Annotated in this window: 18 protein-coding genes; all 18 read left to right on the forward strand. The window is 40.9% G+C overall.

The window, feature by feature from the left end; translation table 11 throughout:
- The first annotated feature begins 1 nt into the window (after nt 1).
- The 18 genes from neuB to rfbD all read left to right on the forward strand — a co-directional run bounded on the left by neuB (nt 2) and on the right by rfbD (nt 17,923).
- Nucleotides 2-1,069 carry an N-acetylneuraminate synthase gene (gene neuB / locus ACFWHB_RS07115; RefSeq protein ID WP_395949786.1) on the forward strand — a complete coding sequence of 356 codons (1,068 nt, stop codon included), beginning with the start codon at nt 2-4 and terminating at the stop codon, nt 1,067-1,069.
- A 25-nt stretch (nt 1,070-1,094) separates the two neighbouring features.
- Nucleotides 1,095-1,745 carry an acetyltransferase gene (locus ACFWHB_RS07120; RefSeq protein WP_395949787.1) on the forward strand — a complete coding sequence of 217 codons (651 nt, stop codon included), beginning with the start codon at nt 1,095-1,097 and terminating at the stop codon, nt 1,743-1,745.
- Between the two features lie 2 nt (nt 1,746-1,747).
- Nucleotides 1,748-2,164 (forward strand): MaoC family dehydratase, encoded by a 417-nt coding sequence (locus ACFWHB_RS07125; RefSeq protein WP_395949788.1) that lies wholly within the window; start codon nt 1,748-1,750, stop codon nt 2,162-2,164.
- Nucleotides 2,165-2,344: 180 nt separating this feature from the next.
- Nucleotides 2,345-3,403 carry a nucleotidyltransferase family protein gene (locus tag ACFWHB_RS07130; RefSeq protein WP_395949789.1) on the forward strand — a complete coding sequence of 353 codons (1,059 nt, stop codon included), beginning with the start codon at nt 2,345-2,347 and terminating at the stop codon, nt 3,401-3,403.
- A 2-nt stretch (nt 3,404-3,405) separates the two neighbouring features.
- Entirely contained in the window at nt 3,406-4,377 is a 972-nt protein-coding gene (locus tag ACFWHB_RS07135; protein ID WP_395949790.1) for a Gfo/Idh/MocA family protein, read from the forward strand.
- 23 nt (nt 4,378-4,400) lie between these two features.
- A complete protein-coding gene (locus ACFWHB_RS07140; RefSeq protein WP_395949791.1) occupies nt 4,401-5,090 on the forward strand; it encodes an acylneuraminate cytidylyltransferase family protein in 690 nt (229 codons plus the stop codon).
- A complete protein-coding gene (locus tag ACFWHB_RS07145) occupies nt 5,090-5,860 on the forward strand; it encodes an oxidoreductase (RefSeq protein WP_395949792.1) in 771 nt (256 codons plus the stop codon). Before ACFWHB_RS07140 ends, ACFWHB_RS07145 begins: the two co-directional genes overlap by 1 nt.
- A complete protein-coding gene (locus tag ACFWHB_RS07150) occupies nt 5,857-7,434 on the forward strand; it encodes a capsular polysaccharide export protein, LipB/KpsS family (protein WP_395949793.1) in 1,578 nt (525 codons plus the stop codon). Before ACFWHB_RS07145 ends, ACFWHB_RS07150 begins: the two co-directional genes overlap by 4 nt.
- Nucleotides 7,406-8,596, forward strand: a complete 1,191-nt coding sequence (locus tag ACFWHB_RS07155) for a hypothetical protein (RefSeq protein WP_395949794.1) — start codon at nt 7,406-7,408, stop codon at nt 8,594-8,596. Before ACFWHB_RS07150 ends, ACFWHB_RS07155 begins: the two co-directional genes overlap by 29 nt.
- Nucleotides 8,593-9,813, forward strand: a complete 1,221-nt coding sequence (locus tag ACFWHB_RS07160; protein ID WP_395949795.1) for an O-antigen polymerase — start codon at nt 8,593-8,595, stop codon at nt 9,811-9,813. Before ACFWHB_RS07155 ends, ACFWHB_RS07160 begins: the two co-directional genes overlap by 4 nt.
- Nucleotides 9,810-10,925: a glycosyltransferase gene (locus ACFWHB_RS07165; RefSeq protein ID WP_395949796.1), complete on the forward strand. Its 1,116-nt coding sequence runs from the start codon at nt 9,810-9,812 to the stop codon at nt 10,923-10,925. The genes ACFWHB_RS07160 and ACFWHB_RS07165 overlap by 4 nt, the downstream gene beginning before the upstream one ends.
- An 8-nt stretch (nt 10,926-10,933) precedes the next feature.
- Entirely contained in the window at nt 10,934-11,971 is a 1,038-nt protein-coding gene (locus ACFWHB_RS07170; protein WP_395949797.1) for a polysaccharide biosynthesis protein, read from the forward strand.
- Nucleotides 11,972-13,081 (forward strand): UDP-2-acetamido-2,6-beta-L-arabino-hexul-4-ose reductase, encoded by a 1,110-nt coding sequence (locus ACFWHB_RS07175; RefSeq protein WP_395949798.1) that lies wholly within the window; start codon nt 11,972-11,974, stop codon nt 13,079-13,081. It begins immediately after the preceding gene.
- Between the two features lie 12 nt (nt 13,082-13,093).
- Complete coding sequence (gene wecB, locus ACFWHB_RS07180; RefSeq protein ID WP_323912210.1) at nt 13,094-14,227, forward strand: non-hydrolyzing UDP-N-acetylglucosamine 2-epimerase; 1,134 nt, start codon at nt 13,094-13,096, stop codon at nt 14,225-14,227.
- Between the two features lie 59 nt (nt 14,228-14,286).
- Entirely contained in the window at nt 14,287-15,453 is a 1,167-nt protein-coding gene (locus tag ACFWHB_RS07185) for a glycosyltransferase family 4 protein (protein WP_395949799.1), read from the forward strand.
- Nucleotides 15,450-15,860 (forward strand): WbuC family cupin fold metalloprotein, encoded by a 411-nt coding sequence (locus tag ACFWHB_RS07190; RefSeq protein WP_395949801.1) that lies wholly within the window; start codon nt 15,450-15,452, stop codon nt 15,858-15,860. The genes ACFWHB_RS07185 and ACFWHB_RS07190 overlap by 4 nt, the downstream gene beginning before the upstream one ends.
- A 109-nt stretch (nt 15,861-15,969) precedes the next feature.
- Nucleotides 15,970-17,022, forward strand: coding sequence for a UDP-N-acetylglucosamine--undecaprenyl-phosphate N-acetylglucosaminephosphotransferase (gene wecA / locus ACFWHB_RS07195; RefSeq protein WP_395949803.1), 1,053 nt, complete (start codon nt 15,970-15,972; stop codon nt 17,020-17,022).
- Nucleotides 17,009-17,923: a dTDP-4-dehydrorhamnose reductase gene (rfbD, locus tag ACFWHB_RS07200; protein ID WP_395949804.1), complete on the forward strand. Its 915-nt coding sequence runs from the start codon at nt 17,009-17,011 to the stop codon at nt 17,921-17,923. The genes wecA and rfbD overlap by 14 nt, the downstream gene beginning before the upstream one ends.
- Nucleotides 17,924-17,927: the final 4 nt, after the last annotated feature.

Raw genomic sequence — 17,927 nt, forward strand, 5'->3', positions numbered from 1 at the left:
AATGACTTATATAATAGCTGAAGCTGGTGTAAATCATAATGGTAGCGAAAAATTAGCAATTGAACTCGTCGAGTCAGCGTATAATTCAGGGGCTAATGCTGTCAAATTCCAAACATTCAAGGCAAGCAAATCAATAACGCAGAAAGCAGTCCAAGCCGATTATCAGATACAAAATACAGGAAAGGTAGAGAGTCAGTTGGAGATGGTGTCTCGGCTGGAGCTATCATATGACGCTCACCATCATCTTATCGCACGGTGCAATGAGCTAGGTATTGATTTTTTATCCACGGCATTTGATGACGAAAGCCTTGATTTTTTGGTAAATGAACTTGGATTGAAGACGCTTAAAATTGCTTCTGGTGAGTTAACTAATGCACCATTTATTTTGAAACATGCGCAAACTGGTTGCAATCTTATTGTATCAACAGGGATGGCTAGCTTAGGTGAGATTGAGATGGCTTTGGGTGTTATCGCTTATGGCTATCTCAATCGTAATGGGAAAGAACCAACACAAGACGATTTTGTCGCTGCATATACTTCTAGCGAAGGCAAAAAAGTTCTCAAAGAAAAAGTATATATTTTGCATTGTACCACTGAATACCCGGCTCCTGTTGAGGATGTTAATCTTTCTGCAATGGACACAATGCTAAATGCATTCAAGTTGCCTGTAGGGTACTCTGATCATACCAAGGGAATAGTGATCCCCATTGCAGCCGTGGCTAGAGGTGCGCGTATTATAGAGAAGCATTTTACTCTCGATAGAAACATGGACGGGCCTGATCATAAAGCTTCTCTAGAGCCTGATGAGCTTGCCCTGATGATTTCGTCGATTCGAAGTGTTGAACAGGCTATTGGGGATGGCATCAAAGGAGCTCAGAAGAGTGAAATTAGAAACAAATTGATAGCCAGAAAAAGCCTAGTTGCAGCAACATTTATCCAGGCTGGCACGGTGTTCACTGCTGCGCATTTAGCTGTGAAACGACCAGGAACAGGTATCAGCCCTTACTCCTATTGGGATATTATTGGCACCCAAGCAACAAAAAATTACAGCCCAGATGATTTAATCTAAAGTTCAATGTGAGGATGTATTTAAGATGATTGATAATCTGTATGGTATTTTTGGTGCAAGCGGTTTTGGTCGTGAAGTGCTTCCCCTTGTCAGAGGAAAACTTGGTGAAGATGATTTCATTTATTTTGTTGATTTGGAGCGTGGTAATGACAAGGTAAATGATGTTGATGTCATCACATATGAAGACTTTTTGAGTGTTAAGGCAAAAAATAGAAAAGCAGTAATAGCAATTGCAGATGGAATTATAAGAGAAAAAATTGAGCGGGATTTGATGGCTGCTGGAATCGAGAATATAAATGTCATTGCAGATAACGTTGTTGTTATGGATGAGGTTTCTATTGGGGCTGGCGCAATACTTTCACCTTTTGTTACGTTAACATCTAATGTCAAGATTGGAAGGTCATTTCATGCCAATATCTATAGCTATGTAGCCCATGATTGTGTTATCGGTGATTATGTCACTTTTGCCCCCTCTGTTAAGTGCAATGGTAATGTAGTAATTGAAGATAATGCATATATTGGTACTGGTGCCATGATAAAGCAAGGTTTACCTGAACGACCACTCGTTATTGGCAAAGGTGCCGTGGTAGGTATGGGAGCGGTTGTAACTAAGAATGTAAAAGCAGGTGATGTAGTATTTGGATGCCCCGCTAAATCTATCAAGCGAGGAGCATGAATATGTACCCAGGAAATATAAAGTTTGAAGACATTGTGATCGGTATGACGGCTTCATATTCACAAACGATAACAGACTATGATGTTAAGAATTTTGCTGGTCTCTCGGGTGACCATAACCCCGTTCATGTAGATGATGAGTACGCTAAGAATTCTAGATTTAAAAACAGGATAGCTCATGGTTTAATATCAGGAAGTTTTTTCTCTGCTCTATTTGGGACTAGATTACCTGGCCCCGGTTGCGTTTATGTATCCCAATCATTTCAATTTAAAAAGCCAGTTTATCTTGGTGACACGGTGAAGGCGATTGTTGAAGTGATTGGTATTGATGAAAAAAAAAGAAGAGTGAACTTTAGAACAATTTGTAAAGTAGGACATCGCACAGTGATTGATGGCCAAGCTGAACTTTACGTCCCCTGATTAGTGAGTGTGTTAAATTATATATATGGAATTGTCAATGATTGGGTGAAAATAGCACAGTAATAATTGTGTTTTATTTTTATGATTTTATCTCTTGTTTTTTTCATTGATAAGTATATTTAATATGATTTCCGTATTTACTGGAAATATTGCTCTTGTGTGAGAGCATAAGGGGCCTAAGTGGAAAAAAACTGGAAGAAAGTAGTGCTGTCGCCCGAACGCTCGGTGCGTGATGCCCTGGCCGTGATCAATGAAGAGGCGCTGCGAGTCTGTCTGGTCGTGGATGAGGAGCAGCACCTGCTGGGGGTCGTGACTGATGGCGATGTTCGCCGCGCCATCCTGAACAATGTCTCCCTGACGCAAAGCGTCACGGCCGTGATGAACCCTACCCCCATCACCGTCTCGGCCAAACTGACCCGCGCGCAGTTGCTGGAGACCATGCGTGAACGTAGTGTTCTTTCTCTGCCGGTGGTCGATGATGCGGGCAAGCTGATTGGGCTGGAAACCTGGGAGCAGGCGGCGAAAGCGCCGAGCTATGGCAATCCCGTCTTCATCATGGCGGGTGGATTTGGTACCCGGCTGCGCCCGCTGACTGACAACTGCCCCAAGCCCATGCTCAAGGTGGGTGACAAGCCCATACTGGAGACCCTACTGAATCAGTTCCTCAAGGCCGGTTTCAAGAACATCTATATCTCTACCCACTATATGCCCGAGCAGATCACCGATTATTTTGGCGATGGCTCAGCCTGGGGGGCTAATATTCGTTACGTCTACGAAGAGACTCCTCTGGGAACAGGTGGCGCCCTGGGTCTGCTGCCAGCCGACATTCCAGCTCTACCACTCATCATGATCAATGGCGATGTGCTCACTACAGTGGATTTCAATCGTCTGCTCGATTTTCATGTTGAAAACGGCGCTGATGCCACCATGTGTGTGCGTGAATATGATTATCAAATTCCTTACGGCGTAATCACGGGTGAGGGAAACAAGATCACCAGCATGATTGAAAAACCGGTACATCATTTCTTTGTCAATGCCGGAATTTATGTCGTTGACCCCCATATTGTCCAATCTGTGCTGAAAAGTGAGCGCGTCGATATGCCGACGCTGCTCGAACGACACATGCAGGCAGACAAGCAGGTATTGATGTTCCCTATCCATGAGTACTGGTTGGATATCGGTCGAATGGAAGACTTCAATCGTGCTCAATCGGATATATCTTCACTTGGATTGCACTGATAATGGAACGTATTGCTGTCATTGGCCTCGGTAATATCTCGGTTCGTCACAGAAGAAATTTAAAGCACCTTTATCCATCCGCTTCCATCTATGCCATGTCTGCCAGTGGTCAGGTTGCTGCAGCGGATATCAGTGATTGCGATGTGCTGGTCTCTTCAGTAGACGCGCTTATCCAGCATCGGATTGAATTTGTGATCGTCGCGTCCCCTGCGACATTGCATGCTGTTCATGCGATTCCTCTGATAAAAGCAGGCATTCCTGTTCTGATTGAAAAACCCCTGGCGGCATCACTTGCCGATTGTGAGGCCATTCTGGCTGCCAGCCATGAGCACAATACTCCGGTGGCTGTCGGATATTGCCTTCGTTATTTGCCATCGGCCATGCTCATGAAAAATCTGTTAGCTGAGCAGAAAATGGGCCGCTGCTACCATGTCCAGGTTGAAACCGGGCAATATCTGCCTGATTGGCGCCCCAGCAAAGATTTCCGGCACAGCGTTTCTGCTCGTGCGGAGCTGGGGGGAGGGGTATTGCTGGAGCTCAGTCACGAGTTCGATTATATTCAGTGGCTGCTTGGGCCACTTCAAGTCAAATATGCAAGCTTGTCTTCCTCCGCAGAGCTTGGCCTGTCGGTTGAGGACATGGCTGATATCATGCTTGGCGATACAACGGGCGCCATTGCCACTGTTCATCTGGATTTTCTCCAACGAAAAGCACATCGTAAATGCCGAGTAATTGGCAGTGAAGGTACGTTGGAATGGGATCTTATTAAAAATTCGATCTCATTGAGCTCAGCCAATGGTATTGAGGTCATTTATTGTGATCCCGCCTGGGATAAAAATCAGGTATATCTCGGTATGATCACCGATTTTGTCCATCTTATTCAGGGTGCAAAGAATCACTGCATCTCTATAGACGATGCCACACGAACTGTTGCATTGATTGAACAAATCAAAGCGTACTCTCATCATCGATAACACCTAACCGGATCTCGAATCAGATGAAAAATTTTGCGTTCATTTTCGCCCGGGGCGGCTCAAAAGGGTTGCCAGGAAAAAACATTCGTCCATTGGCGGGAAAACCTTTGTTGCAATATTCCATAGATACGGCGCTGGCATCACCATCGATTAGCCAGGTGTTTGTGTCTACGGATGATGCTGCCATTGCTAGCGTTGCAATCTCATCCGGCGCGGTGGTTATCGAGCGCCCATCCGAATTGGCGACAGACACCAGCCCGGAGTGGTTGTCCTGGCGACATGCCATTGAATGGGCGACCGCGCATTATGGGGCATTCGATGGTTTCATCAGCTTGCCGGCAACCAGCCCGCTGCGCAGCGTGAGTGATGTTGAAGCGGCCATTGCCAAACGTCGTGAACAAAATGCCGATATCTGTATCTCCGTCACGCCAGCCAACCGCAGTCCCTATTTCAACATGGTAAAAGAAACGGTAGATGGCTGGGTCGAATTGGTCAATAAACCAACCTGCGATGTCGCTCGACGTCAGGATGCGCCTTCGGTTTTTGATATCACGACAGTAGTGTATGCGACGACACCTGCCTTTGTGCTTGAACACTACGGGCTGTTCTCGGGGAAAGTCACCAGTATCGAAGTGCCTAAAGAACGAGCGGTGGACATTGATGATATTTATGATTTCAAATTGGCAGAAGCTATCGTAGGGGAGTGGAAATAATGGAACAGCTGTTGAATGAAAAACGCATTCTGGTGGCCGGTGCCGGCGGCTTGCTGGGCTCCCGTCTGGTGCCTGCCATTCTGGCCCAAGGGGGCAAGGTGATCGCGGCAGATATCAATGTCGATGCCATGGCCCAGCGTCTTGCCACTCAGGGTGTCGATACGGCAGACGACAATCTGACATTGATCCAGCTGGATGTGACCAGTGAGGAAAGCCTTAAAGCATTCTTTGCGCGACAAGAGCATATGGATGGTGCTGTCAACGCGACCTATCCGAGAAATAAAACCTATGGCGCACATTTTTTTGATGTGTCTCTCGCCAGTTTCAATGAAAATATTTCACTTCATCTCGGCAGTGCTTTTCTATTTACTCAGCAATGTGCTTCTTATTTCAAAGCACATGAAACAGCCTTTTCATTAGTCAATATTTCATCCATATATGGTGTTGTTGCACCTAAGTTTGATATTTACAACAACACCAAAATGACCATGGCAGTTGAATACGCTGCAATAAAGTCAGCCATACAGCACTTGAGCAAGTATACAGTAGCCTACGTCAATGACAGTCGCTTCAGAATTAATTTAGTTAGCCCTGGTGGTATATTTGATAATCAACCTGAGGTTTTTTGTCAGGCATATAAGAAGCAGACTCATGGTGCAGGAATGCTGGAGGTTTCAGAAGTTATCGGTAGCATTCTATTCCTGCTGTCAGAGCAGGCTAGGTATGTAACGGGGCAAAATATTGTAGTGGATGATGGCTTCACTTTATGAATTTTAAAACGATAAAAAAAATATTTATTAAATTATTTTTCAAATATAAAATATCTCCGGAAGAAAAAAGATTCATTGAGCTAAACCAAAAACATTGGCCACAAAAATATAATGGTGACGTCGGAATATTGGTAGAGGGTTTTCTGGACTCACCAACGAGCATTGTTGAAAAATCTCGTCTGGCAAATGCTGCAAGGGAGGCTTCAGGGCTCAATGTTAAGGTGCTTGTCAGGGGCATAAAGCAAAAGGCAAGTAACGTCATTCCCATTTATCGCTCTTTTGGGATAAATAACTTTTTCTGCTGGTGGTTGAATTATATTAATCCTGGTGTGGTATTTTTTTCACTTTGTTCTTTCTTCTATGTACTGTTTTTTTTGAAGAATGGAAATAAACTTGTTGATTACCGTAAAGATGACATTTTAATTGGTGATCTTATTTATGATTCATTAATTAGAAATATACCTAACAGCTACACTATTGATAGACTGTCTCTTTTTTCACATGGTAGAGTTATATTTAGATCACTATGCTTTTATTATGGTAACAAAAACATTTTAAAGAAAAACGATATTCGGTTCGTTGTATCTAGCCATAATGTTTATGCGGAATATGGCATGTTATGTCGACAAGCGCATGCTAGAGGGGCAACTATTTTATTAAAGGATATGGATGTATACAAAATGTATACTCCACAAATGAATATAAATGAGCACTTTTTAAAGGCAGATAAAAAGGTCATTGATGAAGCATTCCGCTGTTCAGACTTGACAGGTGAGATATCATATTATCAATCACGAGTGCTAGGCATATCTACTCAGATTGATATTCAAAATGCTTTTAAAAACAAAAAAACATATACGAAACAGGAAAGTCTCAGCTTACATTCCAGCTTTAGTGATAAAAAAAATTGTGTGTTTGTAATGGCTCATGCGTTTTCGGACGCGCCCCATGTCGGCGAGGGTTTACTTTTTAAAGATTACTATGATTTTCTAGAGAAAACGTTAATAACCCTTAATGGTAATAACGATATTAACTGCTTTGTGAAAGCCCATCCAAGTTCATATATGTGGGGGGAGAAAGGAGGGGTTGAAGCTATTGTAGAGAAGAACAAGCTTAATCATGTTTGCATTCTTCCCATGGATTACAATACCAATTCAATCATTGATATTGCAGATGTTATTGTCACAGCGAAAGGAACAGCCGGACTTGAATTTAGTTGCGCAGGTATACCAGCAATAACAGCAGGAAAAGGATACTATCATGGTTTTGGTATCTGTTTCGAACCGGAATCCGTGAGCGAATTTTATAAAATGCTATCTGAAATAAAAGATATAAAACGACTGGATGACGATAAAATCCGTAAGGCACTCATTGTTTTATATCATAGTTTTAATAACTTGTTCCATTCTGATGTGCTACCAAAAGTACAAATTAGACCAGGGGATAACTATCAATTATTATACCGTGGGAAATTTGCTGAGATGGTTTTTAATATGGAGAATGGAGTTCTAATGAAAGATAATTTCTATTACATGGTTTTAAGCGATGCAGAGCGGTGCATCAATGAGAAGTAAAATAATTTATATTTTTTTGAGTTATTCAATACAACTTTTGAATATACTTCTTAATTTAGTCTTTATGCAACGTCTTCCCGTGTCATTATTGGGTGATGTGGCTATCGCCAAAATTTGGTTACAAACTTTTGATTATACTCATTTAGGCACTAGATTCGCTCTCGACCGTTATCTTCCTATGACCAAAAGCGATGGTCATAGGAGCGCGTACCTTCTATTTTCTTTATTAGTTTCTTTTTTTGGCTCTTTAGCAATATTGCTTATCTCACTAATAATTGAGAATGCTAATATAACTATATTTTCATTCTGTTTGGTTGGCATATCTCTTGCGATTACTAATGTAATAAAAGCCTACTTCAGGGCAACAGAAAATATAAAGTCAGTAAATGTTTTGATGGGATGGCTTTATGCCTTCCCTCTTACAATATCGCTCTTAGCATCTTTATATTCATTCAATGCTTTTATTTTAATATACCCTATTTCTTTCTGGGTTTTATTAATTATCCTACTTTTAAAATATGGTTTTAATATAACTTTTGATATAAGGTGGAGGTATATTTTAGCAATAAAGAGGAAGATGATTGGAACGTCTAAACTTTTATTTTTAAATTCAGTAATTATATACCTCAGTTTCGTTATAGATCGTTTATTTGTGGATTGGAGCTTGGGGAGAGATGCCCTTGGTACTTATAGTATTATTATGTTTGTCTTTGCTTCCATCTTTTCTATTCCATCAATATTGACAGAGTTAATCTATCCCAAAATAATTCGTAGTACAGTAAAAGAAAAAAAGCTATTTCATTGGAAGGAATCAGCACTCGTTTTCTTTGGAACATGTGTGGTTATTCTGATTGCGAATGTTAGTATGTATTATTTAGTCGAGCGTTTTACTAAATATTCTGAGCTTGTCCCATTGATGCAACTTGCAGCCATTGGTGTGATTCCATATTCATGTATTGCAATTTTAAACCATGTATTCAATGCATTAGATAAGCGATGGTTATTGTTTATCATAAATTTAGTGTCTTTGCTTATTTATGTTTTGTTTTTATTCGTTGCACACTCATTTAAGCAGATGGATATTTTTGTATTCGCAAAAATTACATATGGATTTGTTCTGCTTGGGGCTATGGCACTCACATTAAGATACTGTAAAATATGAGCGAAATATACTTCCTGCTGGCTATATCTCTCTACTTGATATTAGCAGTCCTAAATAAGGACTATTATCATCCAGGAGCTATGCTTGTTTTACTTTGGCTCTTATCTTCTGCCTTGGCTAGCTATGAACCTTTGTATAACTCAGATATTCAGTCACCAATTTCATTTGAAGCGCATGCTAGTATATTAACCGCAGGAATGTCACTGTTTCTCCCTGCTTTCATTATGTCATTTTCTTCGAAAAAAATAAATAATGACCGTCTTGAGTCTTTTTACTTTAGCAATAAATATGCTTTGTTTTTGGATTTTTTTATATGCTTATCAATATTTGCATTCATAATTAGATTTGGAGCAATTATATTCCAACCCCCAATACTCTATTTCGGATTCAGTGATCTTAAAGAAAGTGTGCCAAGTGGTATTCCTGTAATTCATTATTTCGATTTACTTACCCCATTTCTAGCAATTACAGTCATTCATGCACTTCTTTTTTCTGAAGGAATGAATAGATTCAGAGTGTGGTATTTTAGGCTGTTTATTGTTTTTTCTTTGACTACTATTATTTTTTATAAAATTTCAAGAGGGGAGCTTCTAATAATAATATTAGGGTGGCTCTATTTGATATATTACAAATATCGATTTTCTTTAGCTAAAATGCTATCAGTTGTTGTGTGCATAATTATAGTATTTTTGCTGTTCACTTACCTGCGGCTTTCAACCGGAGGTATGGTTGCAAGTTACCTTGGGGATGGTGCTGCATCATATATCAGCCCCATTTATACATATGTAGCGATTAATTTTGAAAACTTCAATAAGTTGACGTTGTCAGAAGGATTTAACTATACATATTATCTTTCTTCTCTCAAGTTCATTATTTATCCCTTTTATCCAGAGTTGTACAATTCAAAATATAGTGATATTAAAGACTTCAATACGTTATTTTTTAATGCGAAACCATTTATCTATTATTTTTATCATGATCTAGGGTTGTTTGGTGTGGCATTATATTCTTCCTTAATCTCATCTCTAGTTAGTTTATTTCATCTTGTCAGTAAAAGGGATGTGAGATATTCATTAATGCTGTCTTTTATGCAGAAGGCTATATTTTTTCTCTTTTTTGGAAATTACTTTTTTGGCGAAATGGTTATATTTTTTCCATATGTATTTGGCATGCTTGCGATAATCGCAATGCATAAGAGAGTTAGGGTCTTTAATTGAATACGTTGATCTTTGCAGGTAATATTCATACCGGTGGAGGGGTTCAAGTTGCAACCTCCTTTATTAGTGAACTAGTCACTTTAAACCAAGTGAGTAAGAGCACAATTATTAATTACGATGTTGTCGTATCCTCAGTTGTAGCTAATGAACTAGCTAAATTGAATTTAGATATGAAAATGTTTAACTCATATCAAGTAAAAGATTATTATGGACTGAAAAAATCAAAGGATCATGGGGATATGTTAAAGCAATACGAGCGATGCTTTGTCATATTTGGTCCGATATATTATCCGTTAAACTCAAAAGAATATATAGTAGGTTTTGCTCAACCTTGGATTGCTTATGCTAATAATGACGCATATAGAAAATTATCACTCATTCAGAAGCTCAAGAATAAGGTGAAATTTTTAATTCAAGATTTTCTATTTAGGCGATATCATCACCTGGTCGTTGAACACCAACATGTGAAAGATGCCTTGCTCAAGAAAGGCTATACTATGCCAATCAGTATAGTCTCAAATAGTTATGCAAGTATTTTTGACAACCCAGAAATGTGGGTGCCGATTGATTTTCCAAAGTTTGATAATAATAATGCTCCGGTTGTTGGGTTTGTAGGTAGGGCCTATCCACACAAAAATCTAGACATTCTTATTCCCGTTAATAAAATTCTTTCATCACGCTATGGATTTAATGTGAATTTCTTATTTACATTGAATGCTGATGAGATGAAATATCTCAAGTTTGATAAAATAGATAATTTCTATACCACAGATTCTATCTCATTGGTACAGTGCCCAGCTTTTTATCAAAAAATAGATGCCTTAATTTTTCCCAGTCTACTTGAGTGTTTTTCGGCCACACCACTTGAAGCCATGAAAATGCAAAAACCAATACTTGCTTCTGACTATCCATTTGTAAGTGGAATATGCAAAAATGCCGCAACTTATTTCGATGCTAATAATGCCGAAGATATCGCGAAATCGATATATGAACTATTCATTTCTCCAGATAAAATAGCCCTACAAGTTGAAACTGGAAATCAGTTAATAAAAAATATCCCCACAGCACAACAGCGTGCAGTAGCTTATTGGCAGTGTTTGAATCAAAAATGAGAAAAATTATGTTTACTGATAAAATACTTTTGATTACTGGTGGTACGGGCTCATTTGGTAATGCAGTGCTGAATCGTTTTTTAGAAACAGATATAAGAGAAATTAGAATATTCTCTCGTGATGAAAAAAAGCAAGATGATATGCGTAAAAAGTATAATCATCCAAAGTTGAAGTTTTATATCGGTGATGTTCGTGACTATAACAGCGTGCTCAATGCAACCAGAGGTGTTAATTTTATCTACCATGCTGCGGCTTTGAAGCAAGTGCCTTCATGTGAGTTTTACCCCATGGAAGCAGTAAAAACGAATGTTCAGGGCACTGAGAATGTGCTGGAGGCTGCGATTGTAAATGGTGTTGCTCGTGTTGTTTGTCTCAGTACTGACAAGGCTGTTTATCCGATAAATGCGATGGGTATTTCCAAAGCGATGATGGAAAAAGTGATGATAGCCAAAGCTCGTAATTTAGATCCTCATAAAACGGTTATCTGTGGTACTCGCTATGGTAACGTCATGGCATCACGTGGCTCAGTGATCCCGTTGTTCTTGCGCCAAATCATCAACGGCGATCCGCTGACCGTCACTGATCCAAATATGACCCGTTTTATGATGACGCTCAATGACGCGGTCGATCTGGTATTGCACGCTTTTGAACATGGCACCAACGGCGATATCTTTGTGCAGAAAGCGCCTGCGGCTACTATCGATGTGCTGGTCAACGCATTGCTGCAAATAACTAAAAAGCCTGATCACCAGGTTAATGTGATTGGCACCCGCCATGGTGAGAAACTTTATGAGGCCCTATGTAGCCGTGAAGAGATGTTTGTGGCTGAAGATCAAGGCGGTTATTACCGTATTCCATCCGACAATCGCGATTTGAACTACTCCAAATATAGCGAAGAGGGTGAAAAGGATTTGTCGAGCGTTGAAGATTATAACTCTCACAATACTGAGCGCTTGGATGTGGCGAAGATGATCAAATTGCTGCATAAACTCGACTTTATCAGGGATATAGAGGCTGGTAGCCTGGTTGTGCCAGAAGGGGTATAAATGAAAATTCTTGTCACCGGCGCCAACGGTTTTATTGGTAAAAACCTGCGAATTTTTTTAGCCGAAGCAGGTTTTACGAATGTGACATGCTTTGAACAAGGCCATTCTCTAGCAGATCTAGCTGATATGGTTGCCGAAGCCGAATTTGTATTTCATTTAGCCGGTGTGAACAGGCCTAAAGATGAAATTGAATTTCATCAAGGTAATACTGATTTAACCCAACACCTGGTTTCCTTGTTAGGCGCGACTGGCCGACACATTCCTCTGGTATTAACGTCATCCATTCAGGCTGATCGCGATAATGCCTATGGCAAAAGCAAAGCGGCGGCAGAGCAAGTCGTTTTTGATTATATGCGTCAAACGGGTAGCCCTGTGTATGTGTATCGCTTGGCCAATGTTTTTGGTAAATGGTGTCGCCCAAACTATAACTCGGCAGTTGCTACTTTCTGTCATAATACCGTGCATGATTTGCCCATCACTATTCATGATGCCAAAGCGCCATTGGCGCTGGTCTATATTGATGATGTATGTGCCAGCTTTATCTCTTTACTAAGAGATGATTATCAACCATGCGGTTATAAAGAAGTTGAACCTGTTTATCATACCACAGTAGGGGAAGTGGCTGAGGCTTTGCAGAAATTTAAACAAAGTCGTATTAACTTGATAACTGAAGAGGTGGGCACCGGGCTAATGCGTGCTCTTTATGCTACCTACTTGAGTTATTTTTCACCCAGTGACTTTTCCTATACTGTACCGGGTTATAACGATCCGCGTGGCAGTTTTGTTGAAATGTTAAAAACCCCATCAGCGGGGCAGTTTTCATTTTTCACTGCTCATCCCGGAGTGACTCGAGGTGGTCATTATCATCACACTAAAAATGAAAAATTTTTAGTTATTAAAGGCACTGCGAGCTATCGTTTTAAGCAGATGATTACCGGTGAGGAATATTCAATTACCGTTGATGCTGGGGAGTATAAAATCATCGAAACTGTCCCAGGTTGGACGCACGACATTACTAATATCGGTGAAGAGGAATTAATCGTAATGCTGTGGGCAAATGAAATTTTTGACCGTAGCAATCCAGATACCATCGCCAGCCCATTAGCATGAGTCATATTAGCCATGAAAAGTAAAATGAAAGTAATGACAGTAGTGGGTACACGCCCAGAAATTATCCGTTTATCACGAGTGCTAGTTGCGTTAGATCAATATTGTGAGCATATTTTGGTACATACTGGCCAAAATTATGATTTTGAATTAAACCAAGTCTTTTTTGATGACCTTGGCGTTCGTAAGCCGGATTACTTTTTAAGTGCAGCAGGCAGCACCGGTGCAGAAACGATCGGTAATGTGATCATTGGCGTGGATAAGGTATTGGCCGAGGTGAACCCCGATGCCATGCTGGTGCTCGGAGATACCAACAGTTGTATGGCGGTGATCCCAGCTAAGCGCCGTAAAATTCCCACCTTCCATATGGAAGCTGGTAACCGCTGCTTTGATATGCGAGTACCGGAGGAGATTAATCGCCGCATCGTGGATCATACGGCTGATATTAACCTCACATACAGTACTATTGCGCGTGATTATCTTCTTGCTGAGGGACTACCTGCAGATAGGATTATTAAAACTGGCAGTCCGATGTTTGAAGTGCTCAACCATTATATGCCGCAGATAGATAGTTCAGATGTATTAAGTCGATTGAAACTTAACGTGGGTGAGTTTTTTGTAATCAGCGCTCACCGTGAGGAGAATGTTGATTCACCTAAGAATCTCGTTAAGTTGTGGCAGGTTCTGAATGGGTTGGCGGAGAGATATGGTTATCCAGTAATTGTCTCAACTCATCCGCGCACTCGTAAACGGATTGAAGAGCAAGGACTTGAATTTCATCCATTGGTGCAACTGCTTAAGCCATTGGGTTTTCATGACTACAATAAGTTGCAAAAATCAGCCAAGGTGGTGCTATCAGACAGCGGTACCATAAGTGAAGAGTCTTCCATCATGAATTTTCCAGCATTGAATATTCGTGAGGCTCACGAGCGTCCTGAAGCGTTTGAAGAGGCTTCGGTAATGATGGTTGGTCTTGAGATAGAGCGTGTATTTCAAGCGCTACAAGTGTTGGAGTCTCAACCAGTGGGTGATCAGCGGTTGTTACGTCCAGTCGCGGATTATAGTATACCTAATGTGTCTGATAAAATTGTACGAATTGTGCACAGTTATCGTGATTATGTGATGCGAGTAGTTTGGAAAAAATATTAATGCGACTAGCTTTGTTGATTGATGACTATTTGCCTGGCAGTACGCGTGTTGGAGCAAAGATGTTTCATGAGTTGGCTTTATATTTGCAGATGCAAGGCCACCAAGTTACAGTGATAACACCTGATGCTCGCCAAACATCATTGCTTATGTGTGATGAACTCGATGGTGTGACCATTTGGCGCTTCAAAAGTGGTGAGATTAAAGATGTAGGTAAATTTAAGCGTGCTGTTAACGAAAGCTTGCTGTCGCTACGTGCTTGGTGGGCGGTGAGAGAAAAAATTGATGAGTATAAATTTGATGGAGTTGTGTATTACTCTCCTTCTATTTTTTTCGGTGGTTTGGTACGCTGGCTGTGCCAACGCTGCCAATGCCCAGCCTATTTGGTACTACGTGATTTGTTTCCCCGTTGGGCAATTGATGCGGGGATGATTGGTGAACGTTCAATCATAACTCATTATTTTCGTTTTTTTGAACACTTTAGTTATCGCCAGGCCAAGATGATCGGCCTGATGTCAGATAATAATGTCAAGGTATTCAAAGAAGATGGCAATTATTATCCCACCGAGGTATTACGTAACTGGGCTGCGCTCACACCGATTAGTCAATTGCCTTCCGATTATCAGCCGCTTCGCCAACGATTAAAGCTACAAGATAAAGTAATTTTTTTCTATGGAGGAAATATTGGCCATGCACAAGATATGGCCAATTTAATGCGTTTGACCAGAGCTATGAGCTGCTATTCTAACGCACATTTTTTATATGTTGGTCAAGGCGATGAGGTTGAACTAATAAATAAATTAGCTAAGGAATGGAACCTAAGTAACTTCACTTATTTATCATCGGTAAATCAACAAGAATTCAAGTGTATACTTACTGAAATAGACATTGGATTGTTTTCACTTTCTGCTGACCATTCCAGTCATAATTTTCCTGGAAAGTTGCTTGGCTATATGGTGCAAAATATCCCTATTCTTGGGAGTGTGAATAGCGGTAATGATTTGATGGAACTAATAAATACGCATGGAGCAGGTATTATTAGAATAAATGGTGATGATGAAGGTTTGCATGAAGCGGCTGAGCGGTTACTAAATGATGTTAATTTTCGTCATCAGCTAGGCCAACAGGCAAATAACTTGTTGCAGCAAGAGTTTTCGGTCTCAACGGCTGCCGAGGTGATTCTAAAAGAATTTGGAAACACTGATCTTTGCTCTAAGGTTTTGCGATGAAAGTTTTAGAATCAGCATTATTAAATCAACTATATCACGATGCATCTGGAACAGAGCGGTTACGCAGTCACTATATGTTACATGCTAGCCATGCGGAGAAAGTACAGAGGCTGCTAATCGCTATGCTCAAAGGTAGTTATGTTGAGCCTCATTATCATGAACTACCTCATCAATGGGAAATGTTTATTCTTTTGCGTGGCAAAATTCGTGTTTGCTTATATTCAGTCACAGGGGCAGTATCACGCGATCTTATTATAAGTGAGAATGATTCCTTACCCCTGATTCAGTTCTTTCCTGGAGATATTCATAGTGTCGAGTGTCTATCAGATAGGGCTCTATTACTAGAAGTTAAAGAGGGGCCTTTTGAACCACAGTATGCCAAGATACTATGGAAAGGAGGGAGGTAGTCGGATTATGACCAAACCAGATAAGTAGCGATGTTTTTAAAATATTCGAAGCCCATATTTCTATAGGGCTAAAACATATAATTATAATTTTATATTTACGGAGTTTGGGATGGAGTATATCTTATTCTTTCTTGTTTCTTTTATTATTCTATTCTTTTTTAGGAAATTAGCAAAGAGGATAAATCTGGTTGACCGTCCGAATGAACGAAAACTACATCAAGGGGTTGTTCCTTTGGTGGGAGGGATTTCAATTTATTTTACTCTGATGCTGGTGCTATGGTTTAAACCAGAATTGCTTATTAATTCGGATGTATATGTGCTTTGTGCCTCAGTTTTGGTGATGATGGGGGCCATTGATGATAAGTATGACGTTGATTATCGTGTCAGGTTAGTGGTACAAATTCTTATCTCCTGTGCAATGATTTTTGCGGCTGGACTTTCGTTAAAAAGCCTTGGTTATATTTTATTCGGCCATGAGATAAATCTGGGGCCTCTTGGTTATATTTTTACTATTTTTGCTGTTCTTGGCGCTATTAATGCGTTTAATATGGTGGATGGTATCGATGGGTTATTGGGTGGGTTGACGATGGTCACCTTTGGTGCGCTATCTTATATCCACTACGCCGATGGGCAACTGCCGTTAGCCCGCTTCTGTATATTGATAATGATCGTAGTGATCCCATATATCTGCCTGAATTTAGGTTTCCCTTTTGGGGGGAGAAAAAAGGTTTTTATGGGGGATGCGGGTAGCATGCTGATCGGTTTTACCGTGATTTGGGTATTGTTGCAGGGAACTCAAGGGCCAAAGGCGCAAATGACTCCTGTTACTGCGCTTTGGCTTATTGCCATCCCGCTGATGGATATGACTTGCATTATGGTTCGACGTATACGTAAAGGTGCCTCACCATTTAAGCCTGACCGCGAACATTTACATCATATCTGCTTGCGGGCCGGGCTCTCATCCCATCAGGCGTTGGTGGTTATCTGCGGTGTTGCGACATTGCTGGCTGTCGTGGGTATTGCCCTTGAATATGGTGGTGTGCCTGAGTGGATTAGTTTGTTGCTTTTTGCTCTGGTGTTTTTCCTCTATTACCAGTTGCTGAATAATATCTGGCGTATTCTGGCAACGCTAAGGCCAAAAACTACCAATGAGTCTAGTTGAATCACCTTCACCTTTTATTGTCCAATCATCACCCTTGGTATTGTTGGGAGGTAATGGTCAGCTCGGATGGGTAATACGCCAACAATTAGAATCTGTTCCATTGTCAGCACCTTTGCGGACAGAGGCAGATTATTTGCAACCTGAACGATTGGTTGCTTTGGTGGCGCGACTACGGCCACGAGTGATCATTAACGCTGCCGCTTATACCCTGGTCGATCAAGCGGAAACTGAACCAGAGTCGGCCTATCAAATCAATGCGCATGCGGTGGCGGCATTGGCTGAAGCCGCCAAGCGGGTCGGTGCTCTATTGGTGCACTTTTCCACAGACTATGTCTTCGATGGCTATGGTAAAAAGCCTTGGCGAGAAGAGGATAAACCTGCCCCCCTGAATGTTTATGGATTGAGCAAGTTGCAAGGAGAGCAATCCATCTTAGCAAGCGGTTGCCAACATCTGATATTCAGGACTAGCTGGTTGCATAGCCCATATAGGCAGAATTTTTTAAAAACCATGTTACATCTAGGACAAGAAAAAAAATCTCTTTCTGTCGTATGTGATCAGATTGGTTCTCCAACATCTGCTGCTATGCTGGCCCAAGTTACTCTGCAGGCAATCGATAAAGTACTTTTGGATTCCCGCCTTTGTGGTCTCTACCATGTATCTGCAAAAGGGGAAACTAGCTGGTATGACTATGCTTGCTTTATTTTCGCGGAGGCTAGGGCATTGGGCATCGAGCTCAAGGTAAACGAAGTAAAGCCAATGCTAAGTCATGTTTATCCCGTCGTAGCCACTAGGCCGTTAAATTCTCGTCTTAACACTGCGAAGTTTCGTACAGTCTTTGGTATTGAACTACCGGATTGGCGAGATGGAGTGAGAGATACATTGAGGAAAATCATCAAGTGATTTA

This window comes from Aeromonas mytilicola subsp. aquatica, from assembly GCF_044336385.1.
GTDB lineage: Bacteria > Pseudomonadota > Gammaproteobacteria > Enterobacterales > Aeromonadaceae > Aeromonas > Aeromonas rivipollensis.

Bases quoted from the DNA above. Each gene is read 5' to 3' on its own strand.
- ACFWHB_RS07170 (WP_395949797.1), top strand. From the start codon at position 10,934: ATGTTTACTGATAAAATACTTTTGATTACTGGTGGTACGGGCTCATTT.
- ACFWHB_RS07160 (WP_395949795.1), top strand. From the start codon at position 8,593: ATGAGCGAAATATACTTCCTGCTGGCTATATCTCTCTACTTGATATTA.
- wecB (WP_323912210.1), top strand. From the start codon at position 13,094: ATGAAAAGTAAAATGAAAGTAATGACAGTAGTGGGTACACGCCCAGAA.
- ACFWHB_RS07140 (WP_395949791.1), top strand. From the start codon at position 4,401: ATGAAAAATTTTGCGTTCATTTTCGCCCGGGGCGGCTCAAAAGGGTTG.
- ACFWHB_RS07125 (WP_395949788.1), top strand. From the start codon at position 1,748: ATGTACCCAGGAAATATAAAGTTTGAAGACATTGTGATCGGTATGACG.
- ACFWHB_RS07185 (WP_395949799.1), top strand. From the start codon at position 14,287: ATGTTTCATGAGTTGGCTTTATATTTGCAGATGCAAGGCCACCAAGTT.
- ACFWHB_RS07150 (WP_395949793.1), top strand. From the start codon at position 5,857: ATGAATTTTAAAACGATAAAAAAAATATTTATTAAATTATTTTTCAAA.
- ACFWHB_RS07190 (WP_395949801.1), top strand. From the start codon at position 15,450: ATGAAAGTTTTAGAATCAGCATTATTAAATCAACTATATCACGATGCA.
- ACFWHB_RS07120 (WP_395949787.1), top strand. From the start codon at position 1,095: ATGATTGATAATCTGTATGGTATTTTTGGTGCAAGCGGTTTTGGTCGT.
- wecA (WP_395949803.1), top strand. From the start codon at position 15,970: ATGGAGTATATCTTATTCTTTCTTGTTTCTTTTATTATTCTATTCTTT.
- ACFWHB_RS07145 (WP_395949792.1), top strand. From the start codon at position 5,090: ATGGAACAGCTGTTGAATGAAAAACGCATTCTGGTGGCCGGTGCCGGC.
- ACFWHB_RS07135 (WP_395949790.1), top strand. From the start codon at position 3,406: ATGGAACGTATTGCTGTCATTGGCCTCGGTAATATCTCGGTTCGTCAC.
- neuB (WP_395949786.1), top strand. From the start codon at position 2: ATGACTTATATAATAGCTGAAGCTGGTGTAAATCATAATGGTAGCGAA.
- ACFWHB_RS07155 (WP_395949794.1), top strand. From the start codon at position 7,406: ATGCAGAGCGGTGCATCAATGAGAAGTAAAATAATTTATATTTTTTTG.
- rfbD (WP_395949804.1), top strand. From the start codon at position 17,009: ATGAGTCTAGTTGAATCACCTTCACCTTTTATTGTCCAATCATCACCC.
- ACFWHB_RS07175 (WP_395949798.1), top strand. From the start codon at position 11,972: ATGAAAATTCTTGTCACCGGCGCCAACGGTTTTATTGGTAAAAACCTG.